General features: G+C 59.8%; 14 protein-coding genes. All 14 read left to right on the top strand.

What is annotated here, in order from left to right:
• Positions 1-10: 10 nt before the first annotated feature.
• The 14 genes from hcp (at position 11) to E0E20_RS07550 (ending at position 14,950) form a co-directional block, all read left to right on the top strand.
• Positions 11-1,660, top strand: coding sequence for a hydroxylamine reductase (hcp, locus tag E0E20_RS07615; protein ID WP_130837607.1), 1,650 nt, complete (start codon positions 11-13; stop codon positions 1,658-1,660).
• Positions 1,661-1,663: 3 nt separating this feature from the next.
• On the top strand, positions 1,664-2,050 hold the full coding sequence (locus E0E20_RS07610; RefSeq protein ID WP_130837606.1) for a DUF488 domain-containing protein: 387 nt from the start codon (positions 1,664-1,666) through the stop codon (positions 2,048-2,050).
• A gap of 130 nt (positions 2,051-2,180) precedes the next feature.
• Positions 2,181-3,023, top strand: coding sequence for a patatin-like phospholipase family protein (locus E0E20_RS07605; protein ID WP_130837605.1), 843 nt, complete (start codon positions 2,181-2,183; stop codon positions 3,021-3,023).
• Positions 3,024-3,175: 152 nt separating this feature from the next.
• Positions 3,176-3,538: a GTP-binding protein gene (locus E0E20_RS07600; protein ID WP_242622710.1), complete on the top strand. Its 363-nt coding sequence runs from the start codon at positions 3,176-3,178 to the stop codon at positions 3,536-3,538.
• Between the two features lie 67 nt (positions 3,539-3,605).
• Positions 3,606-4,724, top strand: a complete 1,119-nt coding sequence (locus tag E0E20_RS07595) for a leucine-rich repeat domain-containing protein (protein ID WP_130837603.1) — start codon at positions 3,606-3,608, stop codon at positions 4,722-4,724.
• A gap of 348 nt (positions 4,725-5,072) precedes the next feature.
• Positions 5,073-5,924, top strand: coding sequence for a PRD domain-containing protein (locus E0E20_RS07590; protein WP_130837602.1), 852 nt, complete (start codon positions 5,073-5,075; stop codon positions 5,922-5,924).
• 55 nt (positions 5,925-5,979) lie between these two features.
• Positions 5,980-6,486: a PTS sugar transporter subunit IIA gene (locus E0E20_RS07585; RefSeq protein WP_242622709.1), complete on the top strand. Its 507-nt coding sequence runs from the start codon at positions 5,980-5,982 to the stop codon at positions 6,484-6,486.
• Positions 6,487-6,609: 123 nt separating this feature from the next.
• Positions 6,610-8,046, top strand: a complete 1,437-nt coding sequence (gene nagE / locus E0E20_RS07580; protein ID WP_130837601.1) for an N-acetylglucosamine-specific PTS transporter subunit IIBC — start codon at positions 6,610-6,612, stop codon at positions 8,044-8,046.
• 190 nt (positions 8,047-8,236) lie between these two features.
• The gene (locus E0E20_RS07575) at positions 8,237-8,749 is read left to right on the top strand and encodes a ferritin (RefSeq protein ID WP_130837600.1); all 513 of its coding nucleotides are present in this window, start codon (positions 8,237-8,239) and stop codon (positions 8,747-8,749) included.
• A 238-nt stretch (positions 8,750-8,987) separates the two neighbouring features.
• Complete coding sequence (gene glmM / locus E0E20_RS07570; RefSeq protein WP_130837599.1) at positions 8,988-10,367, top strand: phosphoglucosamine mutase; 1,380 nt, start codon at positions 8,988-8,990, stop codon at positions 10,365-10,367.
• Between the two features lie 147 nt (positions 10,368-10,514).
• On the top strand, positions 10,515-11,495 hold the full coding sequence (bioB, locus tag E0E20_RS07565; RefSeq protein ID WP_130837598.1) for a biotin synthase BioB: 981 nt from the start codon (positions 10,515-10,517) through the stop codon (positions 11,493-11,495).
• Positions 11,496-11,543: 48 nt separating this feature from the next.
• Positions 11,544-12,095 carry a biotin transporter BioY gene (locus E0E20_RS07560; protein ID WP_130837597.1) on the top strand — a complete coding sequence of 184 codons (552 nt, stop codon included), beginning with the start codon at positions 11,544-11,546 and terminating at the stop codon, positions 12,093-12,095.
• 10 nt (positions 12,096-12,105) lie between these two features.
• On the top strand, positions 12,106-13,722 hold the full coding sequence (locus E0E20_RS07555; protein ID WP_242622708.1) for an RsmB/NOP family class I SAM-dependent RNA methyltransferase: 1,617 nt from the start codon (positions 12,106-12,108) through the stop codon (positions 13,720-13,722).
• Positions 13,703-14,950, top strand: coding sequence for a cysteine desulfurase family protein (locus E0E20_RS07550; protein ID WP_130837596.1), 1,248 nt, complete (start codon positions 13,703-13,705; stop codon positions 14,948-14,950). Before E0E20_RS07555 ends, E0E20_RS07550 begins: the two co-directional genes overlap by 20 nt.
• The last annotated feature ends 5 nt before the right edge of the window (positions 14,951-14,955 follow it).

The raw sequence follows: 14,955 nt of genomic DNA, 5'->3' as shown, positions 1-14,955 counted from the left end.
GAGGAGATACATGGAGAACAGAATGTTTTGCTATCAGTGTCAGGAGACGGCAAAGGGAACCGGCTGCACCATGGCGGGGGTGTGCGGAAAGAGCGCGGAGCTTGCCGCCATGCAGGACCTGCTGGTCTATGTGACCAAGGGGCTTGCAGCGGTCACAACAGCGTACCGCGGGGAGGGAAAAACGGTTCGTGCAGAGGTGAATCATCTCGTGTCCGTCAACCTTTTTACAACCATCACCAATGCCAACTTCGACAGGGCTGCCGTCGTCGCAAGGATCAGAGAGACGCTTGCCGCCAAGGAGACCCTGCTTGCGGAGCTTTCAGATAAGGAGGAGCTTCCGGAGGCGGCGCTCTGGAACGGCGCGGAGGCGGAGTATGAGGCAAAGGCGGCGTCTTGCGAGGTCGGCGTCCTTTCCGCCCAAAATGAGGATATCCGTTCTCTCCGCGAGCTGATCACCTACGGACTGAAAGGTCTTGCCGCCTATTCCAAGCACGCCAACGCCCTGCTTCGGGATAACGAAGAGGTCGATGCGTTCCTCCAGAAAGCGCTGGCGGCAACGCTGGATGACAGCCTTAGCGCGGATGAGCTGGTTGCGCTGACTCTGGAGACCGGCAGATACGGCGTGGAGGGCATGGCGCTGCTGGATGCGGCCAATACCGGAGCCTACGGCAATCCCGAGATCACGTCGGTCGATATCGGCGTCAGAAGCAATTCCGGGATTCTGATATCCGGGCATGACCTGAAAGATCTGGAGCAGCTGCTCGAACAGACGGCGGGAACCGGCGTGGATGTCTACACGCATTCGGAGATGCTCCCGGCGCATTACTATCCGGCGTTCAAAAAGTATCCCCACTTTGCGGGAAACTATGGAAACGCATGGTGGAAGCAGAGAGAAGAATTTGCGTCCTTTAACGGCCCGATCCTGATGACCACCAACTGCATCGTTCCTCCGGCCGAGAGCTATAAGGACAGGCTCTGGACCACCGGCGCGGCGGGCTGTCCCGGCTGCCATCATATTGAGGGCGGCTATGGAGAGGTCAAGGATTTCTCTGCCGTGATCGAGCAGGCAAAGAGCTGTGCAGCGCCTGAGGAGATAGAGACCGGCAGCATTGTCGGCGGCTTTGCCCATGAGCAGGTGTTTGCACTGGCGGACAAGGTCACGGCGGCCGTGAAATCCGGCGCCATCCGCAAGTTTGTGGTCATGGCGGGGTGCGACGGCAGAATGAAGTCCAGAGAGTACTACACGGAGTTTGCGAGGCGGCTCCCTGAGGATGTGGTTATTCTGACCGCGGGCTGCGCAAAGTACCGCTACAACAAGCTGGAGCTGGGTGACATCGGCGGCATCCCGCGTCTCCTCGATGCCGGACAGTGCAATGATTCCTACTCTCTGGCGCTCATTGCGCTGAAGCTGAAAGAGGTCTTTGGCCTAAATGACGTGAATGAGCTCCCGATTGTTTACAATATCGCATGGTATGAGCAGAAAGCCGTCATTGTCCTCCTTGCGCTTCTGTATCTTGGCGTGAAGAACATCCACCTCGGGCCGACGCTTCCGGCGTTCCTTTCCCCGAATGTGGCGAAAATCCTTGTGGATACGTTTGGCATCGCGGGCATCGGAACCGCAGACGAGGATCTGAAGCTTTTCTTTGGGGAGAGCGCATAAATTATGAAACACGAGCTGAAAACAGTGCGGGTGTATGAACTGGCTCCGGAAACGGCAGGATACCGCATCTTAATAGACAGGCTCTGGCCGAGGGGGCTCCGAAAGGAGGCCCTTATGCCGTTTTTCTGGGCAAAAGAGCTGGCGCCGTCGAATGAGCTTCGGAAATGGTTCGGGCATATTCCGGAACGCTTTCCGGAGTTTTCCGAAAGGTACAGGGCAGAGCTTGCGGAAAATCCCCGCGCGGAGGAAATCGCGGAGACCATCCGCGGTCTGCTTGCAGAGCAGGACGTGCTTCTGCTTTATGCCGCCAAAAACAAGGAGAAGAATCACGCGGCTGTTCTGAAAGACTGGCTGCTGTATGACGCGCTCTCCCCCGGACGGCCGCTCTGATCATCCGCCGCATCCGGGGCCGCCGAGGCGGCTGCGCAGGGCGGCGCGGCAAATCTCCTCTTGGCGGGACCGTCGCGGAGTATTAGTATATCTGTTGAAAGAAAAAGTCCGTAGGCTGAGAGCAGAAAAAATGATCGGAATTGTGGATGTTGGCGGCGGCACGCGCGGGGTGTACGGCGCCGGAGTATTTGATTATCTGATAGACCGGGGGATCCGTCTGCCGTACTGCATCGGCGTTTCCGCCGGCAGCGCCAATGCCATCACCTATATGGCGGGGCAGAGAGGGCGCACGTACCGTTTCTACACGGAATATGTGTTCCGCAGAGAATATATGGGTGCGGGCCTGTTTTTCCGGACAGGCTCGTACATCAATCTGGATTATATTTATGCGGTTCTGTCGAATGAGGGTGGCGAGTACCCTCTGGATTTTGATGCGTTTGCAGGAAGCGGCGGGGAGCTGCGCGTGGTGGCGACCGACGCGGACAGCGGAGAGACCGTGTATTTTACGGGCGGGGATGTGCGGCGGAATGATTACCGCATTTTGTGCGCCTCGAGCTGTGTTCCCGTGGTATGCAGACCCTATGTGATCAGCGGGCGGCGCTACTATGACGGCGGCATCAGCGACCCGATTCCCGTCCGGCAGGCACTGCGTGACGGCTGCGATCGGCTGATCGTGATTCTGACAAGACCCCGCGGACAGCTCCGCACGAACCGGAGGGACAGACGGCTCGCCGGCCTGATCCGCCGCAGCTTTCCGGCGGCGGCAGAGCGCCTTGCGCGGCGCGCGGAGGCCTACAACGCAGAGCTCGAGGAGCTTCGTGTGCTGGAAAGGAAAGGAGATGCCCTGATCGTCGCGCCGGACGGGACAGAGGGCATGAAGACGCTGACGCGGGATCCGGTCCGCCTGAATGAAATGTATGAAAAGGGCTACCGGGACGCGCAGGCGATTCCGGAATTTATCCGGAGCGCGTGAATCAGAAGCGAGTCCGTGCTCTGGCAGGCGAAGAACATCGGTTATTGTACTTGTCTTTCCAGGCATGCGTATAATCCGGAATTGCACAAAGTGCGAATAAATTGCAATTCTGGAGAAGCGCCTGGGAGGAACGCATAAGTAAGCCGGTAATTTTGATTACGGGATATCTGGGCTCCGGAAAGACGACCTTTCTGAATGAGCTCCTCCGGCAGGAGAAGCGGAAGATTGCGCTCGTCGTCAACGACATGGGCAGCATCAATGTGGACGCGCGGCTTCTTAGGGAAAAGGCGGCGATGCAGATGGATTCCGGCGTGATCGGGCTGTCGAACGGCTGCATCTGCTGCACGCTCCCGGAGGAGGACCGACAGGAGGTATTTGACAATTATCCCGAGGTGTCCGGGGATTGGGACGATACCTACGGCGACCGGATGAATCAGATCGTCTTTATCGGGAAACATCTCGACCGGGAGGCGGTTTCGGCAAGGCTCGTCCGCTGCGCGGCGCATATTTCATAAAAAGAGCGCGAACAGCTGCTTATTTTTGGAAAAAAACGGGAATATATCTGGCTTTTATTCTCCGGAAATGGGACAATGGGGTCATCAAAGAGGAGACGCTGCGGCAGGCGGCGGAGAAACCGGAGAGGAGGCAGCCATCAGACAGAGGCTGAAAAATACAAGTGCATTCACGCTGGCAGAGCTTCTGATTGTTGTGGTGATCATCGGCATTCTCGTCGCGGTCAGCATTCCGATTTTCCACGCCCAGCTTGAAAAGGCGCGGGCACGCACGGATCTTGCCAACGAGAGAGCGGCGAAAGCTGCGGCGGTGGCGGCGTATCTCACCGGCAATGAGGGCGGGGGAGAAAAGGTCTATTATTATGACGCGGTAAACGGGACCGTCAGCGAGACGTCTCCGGCGGCCGGCTTTGCCGGGTACGGGAAATCTTCCGTGCGCCCGGAGGAGTCGCTTTCCGTTGCCTCCTCTCCTGCGCCGAAAGGAGGCTATGTATCGGTGACGGTGAAAGACAGCTCGGTGTCCCTGACATGGGCGGGCGGCTCCGGCTCCTCAGGCGGCGGAGGCTCTTCGGGAGGCGGCTCGGGAGGCTCCGGAGGAAGCTCCGGCGGCGGAACGACCCCGTCCGTCACGACGGCAGAGGGCGGACTTCTGAATCCGGACGGGACGGTCACGAGCTGGGAGGAGCTCACGAACCTCGTCACCGGCAATGTGCAGCATGACGGCGGGTATCATCTCGGGCAGCCGGATGCGACGTGGGCCATCATCGGCGTAAAGGACAAGACGAAGATGGCGGGGGCGCTTGCGATCAAGGAGGCCATCACCGAGGTGACAAGCGAGGTATTCAAGGGGGCGACGGGGCTTACGGAGGTGAAATTTCCCTCGAGCTTCCGCGTGATCGGACAGAGGGCGTTTCAGGGGAGCGGCCTCACCTCGGTCGTCATCCCCTCCGGCATTAAGGAAATCGGCGAGGGCGCTTTTTCGGGCCTTGCGAATCTCGAAACCATCGAATGGCATTACAACAGCGCGCCCGGCGCATACAGCTCGTCAAGATATCTGTTTTCGGGGAGCAGCAGCCCCACGGGAAAGATAAAAATTGTTTTTTACGGGACGGAGGCGCAGTTCGATTCGCTGAAAGACAAGCTCAGTCTGCCGGCCGGCGGCTATGAGGTCGAATACAGGACGCCGTAGTCCGGGAACGCTCCGGCAGGAGGGGAATGGCACGGCAGCGGCCTGCTGAAAATTTCCTTTTTTGTGAATGATGGGAAAGAAAAAACAGGCTGTATTCGTGATATTAGGGCGAAATAACGAAAATACATAAACAAAATATAAAAAATCTTAAAAATCTATTGCAATATCTCACGCCATTCATTATGATAAGTGCACAAGAGGATTGTAACTGCCCCGGTTCCGTATGACCGGGCGGCAGGCAAGACCGAGACTGCAAGGGAACAGTGTCCCATAGCAGCCCGGTCTTTTTTCGTTGGGGGGAATGTCCAGGGCTTCCAGGCAGGTGTCAGTTCTGGAGCGGGGAGTCGAATGTCTGTGGGGGCAGCGGTGGTTATTCAGCGGATCATCAACAACAATGTCGTGTGTGCCATGGATCAGAACTCCGAAATCATCGTCAGCGGCTGCGGCATCGGTTTCGGGAGACGAGCCGGGGATGAAGTGGAGGAGCAGCGGATCGAGAAGATTTACCGGATGGAAAACCGGGAGCAGTTCGGACGCTTTCAGGAGCTTCTTGTGCGGGTGCCTATCGAACTTCTGCGCATCACGGACAGCATTGTTCAGAAAGCGCAGCAGGATTACGGCCTGTCACTGAGCAAGAACATTCTGGTCTCCGTCACGGACCATATACAGTTTGCGGTGGAGCGCTACGGACAGGGGATGAGTTTTGAAAATGCGCTCACGGACGAGATCCGCAGCTTCTATCCGGACGAATACCGCATTGGCATGGATGCCGTCCGCATGATCCGGGATGCGTTCGGCTGCGACCTGCGGGAGGATGAGGCGGCGTCCATCGCCATGCATATCGTCAGCGCGGAGCTCAGCTCCAAGACCAGCGTGGCCTACGAGATCACACAGGCGGGTCAGGATATCCTGACGCTGCTGCGCGAGGCGGTGGACATGAGCGACGGCAGGACAAGGGACGTCATGGGCGATATGGTTCCGATCCTGAAGCATTTTATCTATCGCGTGATCAACGACAGCCAGTACGACCGGGACGACCGGCTTCTGTATGATTTTCTGCAGCTCCATTTTCCGCGCGAGACGCAGATCACGAGCCGGATCGCGGAGTACATCAGAAGCCGCTTCTGCCGGACGATGACAAAGGATGAAAAATCCCAGATCATTGTCTTTCTCCGTAAGATCCGGCTGAAAGAGCCGTGAAACAAAGAGGCGGAGAGTGAGCGGAGGCTGCGGGAAAAACGGAGGGAATGAGATTATGAATTTTTTGAAAAAGCTGCTGGGAGGCAGACGGGAGGATGAGCTTGCAATCGCTTCTCCGGCAAAGGGACTGGCGGTTGACATCACGTCGGTGAAAGATCCGACCTTTTCCGAAAAGCTGCTCGGCGACGGCGCGGCGGTGCTTCCGTCGGAGGGAACGATCTGCGCTCCTGCGGACGGGAAACTCGAGCAGGTGTTTGACACAGGGCACGCTTTTTCCATGACGACGGCAGAGGGAGCCGAGCTCCTTGTGCACATCGGCTTTGATACGGTGGAGCTGAAAGGGAAGCATTTCACGATACTCTCAAAATCCGGGAAAAGCGTGAAGCGGGGAGAGCCGGTGATCCGGGTCGATCTCGAGGCGCTCAGGGCGGAGGGCTATGACACGGCGACGCCGGTGGTGGTGCTGAACGGTGATGCGTTTGCCGTCCGGGAGAGGAAAGCCGGCGAGCTGGCCGCAGGGGATACGCTCTTTATGCTTGTGCCGGCAGGCGAACGGGACTGAGGACGCAGCATTTGTCCGGCCGGCAGCGGATGTGGGGATGACCGCAGAGCTCATGCCGCGGCATCGGACGGACTGCACATAAATATTTCATAATATAAGGGGTTATGCTCAGGAGGGTAGACTATGATGAAGTATCTGCAGAGGATAGGCAAGTCGCTGATGCTGCCCGTCGCGTGTCTTCCGGTGGCCGGAATACTGTACGGCATCGGTTATTGGATCGATCCGACGGGCTGGGGAGCGAACAGCGTGATTTCCGCATTTTTCATCAAGGCGGCATCTGCGATCATTGACCAGATACCGCTGCTCTTTGCCATCGGCGTTTCGGTCGGCATGTCAAAGGACCGCGACGGCACCTCGGCGCTCGCCGGCCTTGTGTCGTGGCTCATGATCACAACGCTTCTCTCGACCGGGGCGGTCGCCATGTACCGCGGTGTGGATGCGGCTGAGGTTCCGGCGGCGTTCGGAAAGATTCAGAACGCATTTATCGGTATTCTCACCGGTGTCATCGGTGCGGGCTGCTACAACCGCTTCCGCAATACGAAGCTTCCGGACTGGCTGGCGTTCTTCAGCGGCAAGCGCTGCGTCGCCATTGTCACGGCGGGCGTTTCAATTGTCGCGGCAGCGATACTGTATTTTGTATGGCCGATGATTTACGGCGGACTGGTTGCGTTCGGAACGGGCATCGTCGGACTGGGAGCTTTCGGTGCGGGACTTTATGCGATGCTGAACCGCGCGCTGATCCCGTTCGGACTCCATCATGCGCTGAATGCCGTGTTCTGGTTTGATACGGCGGGCATCAACGATCTCGGGAACTTCTGGTCGGGGAACGGCACGCAGGGCGTCACCGGCATGTACATGACGGGCTTTTTCCCGGTCATGATGTTCGGTCTTCCGGCCGGTGCTCTGGCGATGTACCATGAGGCGAAGACCAGCCGCAGAAAAGCGGCGGCGGCGCTCTTCATGGCGGGCGCTCTGGCCTCTTTCTTCACCGGCATCACCGAGCCTCTGGAATTTTCGTTCATGTTCCTTGCCCCGGGCCTCTACCTGATCCACGCGCTGCTCACCGGCGTTTTCACCATCATCTGCGTGCTGCTTCCTGTCCGCTGCGGCTTCAATTTCAGTGCGGGATTTGTGGACTGGATCCTCAGCTTCAAGGCTCCTATGGCGGAGAACCCGTGGCTTATCCTGCCGATCGGCGCGGCCGCCGCGGTGGTATACTACTTTGTATTCCGCTTCTTCATTCGTAAATTTGATTTCAAGACGCCCGGCAGAGAGGATGATGACGAGGCGGAGGAGATGAAGATCGAACTGGCAGACAACGATTTCACGAGAATGGCGGAGATCATCCTCGCGGGTCTTGGCGGAAAGGAGAACATCAAAGACATCGACTACTGCGCCACCCGCATCCGCACGGAGATCAGGGACTATACCAAGGTCGATGAAAAGGAGATCAAAAAATCCGGAGCGCCCGGCGTGATCCGTCCCTCCAAGGAGTCGGTTCAGGTCGTCGTCGGACCGAAGGTGCAGTTCGTCTATGACGAGATGAAAAAGATGCTCTGATCAGAGCGGCTGAGGCCGGCGAGCTCCGGCAGCAGAAGAGGAAGCCTGTACGGGAAATTCCCGGGATTGTCCGCGGTCAGCGGTCCCGGAGCCGTGCAGGCTTTTTTATGCGGATTTTTCTTCTCTCCGCAATCGGTGCTATAATGATCTCGTCAGTCCGGGAAAGGGCTGCGGAAAGGGAAGAAAAACCATGCTAGATGCAAAGGTAAAGGAACTGATCAATACACAGATCAACAAGGAGTTTTATTCGGCGTATCTCTATCTGGATTTCGCCAATTACTACTACGATAGAGGGCTCGACGGGTTTGCGAACTGGTTTGACGTACAGGCGCAGGAGGAGAGGGATCACGCAATGCTCATGCGGACCTACCTCCAGAACAACGGTGTGCGCGTCACCTTTGAGGCGGTGGACAAGCCGGATCAGAGCTATGAGAATGACGCGGCGCCCCTCCGGCTCGCGCTGGAGCATGAGAACTATATCACGGAGCGGATCAACACCATTTACAAGGCGGCCAGTGATGTGAACGACTACCGCACGATGCAGTTTTATGACTGGTTTGTAAAGGAGCAGGGCGAGGAGGAGAAAAACGCGGACGACCTCATCCGGAAGTACGAGCTGTTCGGCTCCGACCCGAAAGGACTTTATGCGCTCAATCAGGAGCTTCTCGGAAGAGCCTACACGGCGCCGTCTTTGACCGTGTAAGAGGAGACAGTGTGAAAAATCACGCTGACGCGCTGATCTGCTCCGTGAACGAAAAATGCTGTTATGTAGTGGGACGGCATGAGACGCGAAGCGGCTCGCATCTCTGCGCGCCGGCGCAGAGATTTTTTACACGGCTATTTGTGCCGAAGCCAAATAGCGCCTGATCGCAGCCGCAAAACCGCCTGCGCGGATTTTGCGGCGCGTGCCTCGCTGGGGAACGCTTCGGCATGGAGGATTAATGGGAAAATACTTCGGTACGGACGGCTTCCGCGGGGAGGCCGGCGAAATTCTGACCGCGCAGCATGCGTTCCGGATCGGCCGTTTTCTCGGGCATCATTACACATCGGGCAAGGGAACGGGAAAAATTGTGATCGGCAAGGACACGCGCCGGTCGAGCTATATGTTCGAGTATGCGCTGGCCGCAGGCATCACCGCCTCGGGAGGGGATGTTTACCTGCTCCATGTCACGACGACGCCCTCGATCTCCTATGTGGTGCGCACGGAGGATTTTGACTGCGGCATCATGATCTCGGCGAGTCACAATCCCTTTCATGACAACGGGATCAAGCTGATCGGCGGGACGGGAGAAAAGCTCGGCGGCGAGCTGATCCGCCGCCTTGAGGCATATCTGGACGAGGCGGAGGACACGCTGCCGTTTGCCGTCGGGGAGAAAATCGGCCGCACGGTGGACTATGTTGTGGGACGGAACCGCTATATCGGCTATCTCATTTCGCTCTCGACCCACTCCTTTAAGGATCTGCGCATCGGTCTGGATGTCTCCAACGGGAGCTCGTGGGAGATGGCGAAGAACATTTTCAATGCACTCGGAGCCAGAACCTATGTGATCAACAACGAGCCGAACGGCTTCAACATCAACAGCGGGTGCGGCGCGACGCATGTGCAGGCCCTGCAGGAGCTTGTCCGGGAAAACGGGCTTGACATGGGCTTTGCCTTTGACGGTGACGCGGACCGCTGCATCGCCGTCGACGAGACCGGCGCGGTGATCAGCGGCGACCGGATCCTCTATATTTTTGCGCGCTGCATGGCGGCCCGCGGAGAGCTGCCCGGCAATGCGGTGGCTGCCACGGAGATGTCCAACTTCGGCCTTATGCGCTCGCTCGGGCGCTGCGGCATCGGGGTATCCGTCACAGAGGTCGGCGATCGCTTCGTCTACGAGAGGATGCTGGAAGAGGGCTATGCTCTGGGCGGCGAGAAGACGGGCCATATCATTCTTGCCAAGTTCGCCACCACGGGGGACGGCATACTCACGGCAATCAAGCTCACGGAGGCGGCTCTGGAATGGAAGAAGAAGCTGTCCGAGCTGTCCGAGGGCTATGAGGAGCTTCCCCAGATACAGCAGAATGTCCGCGTCTATGACAAGAACGCGGTGCTCGCGGATGAGGAGGTTCTCTCGTTCCGGGAGGCGGTCGCCGGAAAGCTCGGCGGAGAGGGCCGGATCGTTCTCAGAAAGAGCGGGACCGAGCCGGTCGTCCGCGTTCTGGTCGAGGCGGCGGACCGCGATGCCTGCCGGCGTTACATCGACGAGCTGGTGAGCGTCATCGACAGAAAAGGCTACATTGACCGGGCCCGGGAGGCAAGCAGCGACGGCGTCTTCTGATCGGATTTTATTTTGCAGCATCATATACTGTTTTCATATTGGCAGGGAATTGTCAACCTGATTATTGACAATGGTTGACGTTCCGGGGCGGGCGGTTTATAATCTCCCTTGTCGCTGCGGCAGGCAGCGTCAGGGGAGATTTTATGTATGGATGTTGTTCGGACGACACAGGAAATCATAGACGGCCGGAGGCTTTCGCGGGGAGAGGAGCTTTCATGGCTCGCGGACTGTGACCTTAAGGCGCTGCAAAGCGGCGCGGACAGGCTGCGGGAGTATTTCTGCGGAGACCGGGCCGACCTGTGCACGATCATCAGCGGGCGGAGCGGCCGCTGCAGCGAAAACTGCAGCTTCTGCGCGCAGTCTGCCCGTCACCGCACGCAGTGCGAGGTGCACGGACTTCTGGACGAGGACACGATCATCGAACAGGCGAGGGCGAACGAGGAGGAGGGCGTGGGCCGCTTCTCCATTGTCAACTCGGGCTACGGCCCCACGCCGGAGGATTTTGAAAGGCTTGTCGCGATCTATGAAAGAATGCACCGGGAGCTCCGCATTGCACTCTGCTGTTCTCTGGGCTTTTTCAGCGCGGAGCAGATCCATCGTCTTCATGAGGCGGGCGTCACCGGCGTCCACTGCAATATCGAGACCTCCCGCAGAAATTTTCCGAATATCTGCACGACACACAGCTTTGACGACAAGCTCGCCAATATCCGGCGGGCGCAGGCCGAGGGAATGCGGGTCTGTTCGGGCGGGATCATCGGCATGGGAGAGACGTGGGCGGACCGCGTCGATATGGCCCTTACGCTGGCGGAGCTCGGCGTCATGTCGATTCCGCTCAACACGCTGATGCCGATTCCGGGCACGCCGCTCGGTGATCTGCCGCGTCCCGGAGAGGAGGAGATACTCCGGACGGTCGCGATGTTCCGCTACATCAATCCGGAGGCGGATATCCGCCTTGCGGGCGGACGGGCTCTGATCAGGGAGAACGGCCGGGAGCTGTTCCGGAGCGGCGCGAGCGCGAGCATCACCGGCAACATGCTGACGACCACCGGCTCCACGATCGCCGAGGATCTCGCCATGCTGCGGGAGCTCGGGCGCGACGTGACGCCGGTCTGGATGACCTGCGGATGAATCAGGAAGCCGCAGGCATCGTAAGCATATCAGGAAAGGATTTCAGCTATGAACCGCAGGACACGCTTTATCACAACAACCGCACTGATGACCGCCGTGATCTGTATTCTCGGCCCTCTGTCCGTACCCATCGGGCCGGTGCCGATCTCGCTGACGAATCTGGCAATCTATATCACGATGTATATTCTGGGAACGAAGAGGGGGAGCATCGCGTATCTCCTGTATCTTTTGCTTGGCCTCGTAGGACTCCCGGTGTTCTCCGGCTTCACCGGCGGCCCCGGAAAGCTCTTCGGGCCAACGGGAGGGTATCTCATCGGGTTTCTCCCGATGGCGTTTCTCATCGGACGCTTTCTGGAGCGGCACGGCAGGAACGTCGTTCTCAGCGTCGTCGTCATGGAGGCGGCCACATGGCTCCCGTATCTGCTCGGCACGGCGTGGCTTTCTTATTCCGTGCATATGAGCTTTGCCGCGGCGCTCGCGGCGGGAGTTCTGCCCTTTCTTCTCGTCGATCTCATAAAGATCGTGCTGTCGGCGCTCCTCGGGCCGGTGCTGAAGCGGCGTCTCGCGCCCTTTACCGCGCTGGAACAGTCCGGAAGCTGACACGACGGACATGGGAAGCGGGAAGAAAAAACGGAAAGAAAAGGGGATGCAGAGCGCGGAGAGAACGGCAAAAGCGCCGGAGTTTGTCCTCCCCGCGGGCTTCGCACGCCGAATGCGGAGCTTTCTCGGCGAGGAGGAGTATCTGTGCTTTGCGGCCTCGTATCATCGGGAGCCGAGGCGTGCGCTCCGGACGAACACGCTGCTTCTTTCGCCGGAAGAGCTGGCGGCCGCTCTGCCGGAGAGCTTCGGCCTTTCGCCGGTGCCGTGGGCGGAGGAGGGCTTTTATTACCGGAGCGCGGAGGAAGTGCGCCCCGGTCTCCACCCGTTTCATGATGCCGGACTGTATTACATGCAGGAGCCCTCGGCGATGGCGGTGGCGGCGCTCTCCGGCGTGTGCCCGGGCGAGCGCGTTCTGGATCTGTGCGCGGCGCCGGGAGGCAAGACGACGCAGCTCGCCGCGAGGATGCGGGGGCAGGGGCTCCTTGTCTCCAACGAAATTTCTCCGGCCCGCGTCCGCGTGCTGTCGCAGAACGTGGAGCGGATGGGGCTTTCCGGCGTAATTGTGACAAACGAGACGCCGGAGGCGCTGGCCCGGCGCTTCCCCGCTTACTTTGACCGCATCGTAGTCGATGCGCCCTGTTCGGGCGAGGGGATGTTTCTCAAGGAGGAGCAGGCGCGAATCGGCTGGACGGAGGACAACATCCGGCTCTGCGCGGCGCGTCAGGACGAGATTCTTGAGGCGGCGCAGAGTATGCTCTGCGAGGGAGGCGTGCTGGTCTATTCGACCTGCACCTTTGCGCCGGAGGAAAATGAGGGGACGGTTCTGCGCTTTCTTTCCGCCTACCCGGATTTTCATATACAGGCGGCTCCGGAGTCCTGCTTTCGGGCGGGGATCGCAGCGGGGCAGCCGGATTTTCTCGAAAATCCGGAGTACCTTGCGGGCTGTCTGCCGGGAACTGTTCCGGAGCGGCGGGCGGAGCTTCGGGAGGAACTTGAAGCGGAGCTTCGGGAGGAGCTCTCCCTGTCGCTGCGGCTGTGGCCGCACCGGCTGGAGGGGGAGGGGCATTTTGTCTGCATCCTGAAAAGGGACGGGCAGAGAGCCGACAAGGCCGAGGGGGAGCGTCCGCGGAGGGCCGACGAGGAGGCGCTGCGGCTCTGGCGCAGCTTCCGGATGGAAAATCTGACGGGGCCGGAGGAAGCGGAGCTTTCGGAGGAGCGCATCATTTCTTTCGGCGACGAGCTCTATCTGCTTCCTTGCCCGATCTCTCTGAACGGGCTGAAAACGCTCCGGCCCGGTCTTGATCTCGGAACGGTGAAGCGGGGGCGCTTCGAGCCGTCGCACGCGCTGGCGCTCGGCGGAGGGGGCGTCGGCCTTTGTCCGAAGCGCTCGGTGAATTTTGCCCCGGAGGATGTTCGGGTCCGGAATTACCTGTGGGGTGACACGCTGTTCCTGGAACCGGAAAGCATGGATGAGGCAGGCGAAGAAAAGGGCTGGGTGCTGGTGCGGACCGCGGGCTGGCCGCTCGGCTGGGCGAAAGCGGCAGGCGGCGTCCTTAAGAATCACTATCCCCGCGGGCTTCGCCGCATGTCGGAAAGAGGCTTGAACAATGAAAAGAATTTATCTTGATTATGCGGCGACAAGGCCGCTCCGTCCGGCGGCTGCGGCGGCGATGGAGGAGGCGGAGAGGACGGCGTGGGGCAATGCGAGCGCGGTCTATTCCGCAGGCTTGGAGGCAAAGCGCGTCCTTGAGACGGCGCGGGAGACGCTCGCGGCCTCGATCGGCGCAAAGAGGGGCGAGATTTATTTCACCTCCGGAGGAACCGAAGCGGACAACTGGGCCCTGATTTCCGCGGCGGAGGAGGCGGAGTGCGTTCTCCGGAAGCGGATGCCGGGCGTGGCTCCGCATATCGTCACCACCGCCGTCGAGCACCATGCGGTTCTGAGAAGCTGCGAATATCTGGAGCGGAGGGGCTTTGAACTCACCGTTCTCCCGGTGGATAGGAGCGGGCTTGTCTCGCCGGAGGCGGTGCGGGCGGCGCTGCGGCCGAATACATGTCTGGTTTCGGTCATGGCGGTCAATAATGAGATCGGCACGATTGAGCCGGCGGAGGAGATCGGCGCCGTGCTCGCCGCCTATAATGAGGCGGAAAGGGGACTGGGAGGAAAACGGGGGGAGCGCGGTCCGGAGCGGCTTCCTGTGCTGTTTCATGTGGACGCCGTGCAGGCCTACGGCAGGCGCAGGCTCCCCGCCTGCGATCTGCTTTCCGTCAGCGCGCATAAGCTGGGCGGGCCGAAAGGAATCGGCTTTCTCTATATCCGGGACGGGCTGAGAGCGGGGGCCTTTCTGCACGGAGGAATGCAGGAGAGAGGGCGGCGCGCCGGGACGGAAAATGTGCCGGCGGCGGCCGGCTTTGCCGCGGCCGTCAGGGAGACGATGGCTTCTGCCGGCGAAGCGGCCGCGCGGGAGCGGGCGCTTCGGGAACTTCTCTGGGAGGAGATCCGCAGAGGGGTTCCGGAGGCGGTGCTGAACGGGGCGCCCCTCGAGGGGGATCTGCGCACGGAAAACAATCTCAACCTGTCGATTCCGGGCGTAGAGGCGGAGACCCTGCTGATTCTTCTTGATATGGAGGGGATCTGCGCCTCCGGGGGGAGCGCCTGCACAACGGGGGCGACGGAGCCGTCCCATGTGCTCACGGCCATCGGCGCCGGCGCGCGCCGTGCAAAGGGAGCGCTCCGGTTCACGCTGGGAGAGGAGACGACAAAGGGAGAGATCCGCGCGGCCGCCTCGGCGGTCTGCCGGACGGCGCGCCGCCTCCTCGATCGCCGCGCCGGCGGCGACGGCATTATGTACTAAGGGCG

It is taken from the genome of Lachnoclostridium sp. Marseille-P6806 (assembly GCF_900625025.1).
Taxonomy (GTDB): domain Bacteria; phylum Bacillota; class Clostridia; order Lachnospirales; family Lachnospiraceae; genus CAG-791.
Note: the sequence above shows the minus strand (reverse complement) of the source record. Positions and strands in the feature narration are given on the sequence as shown.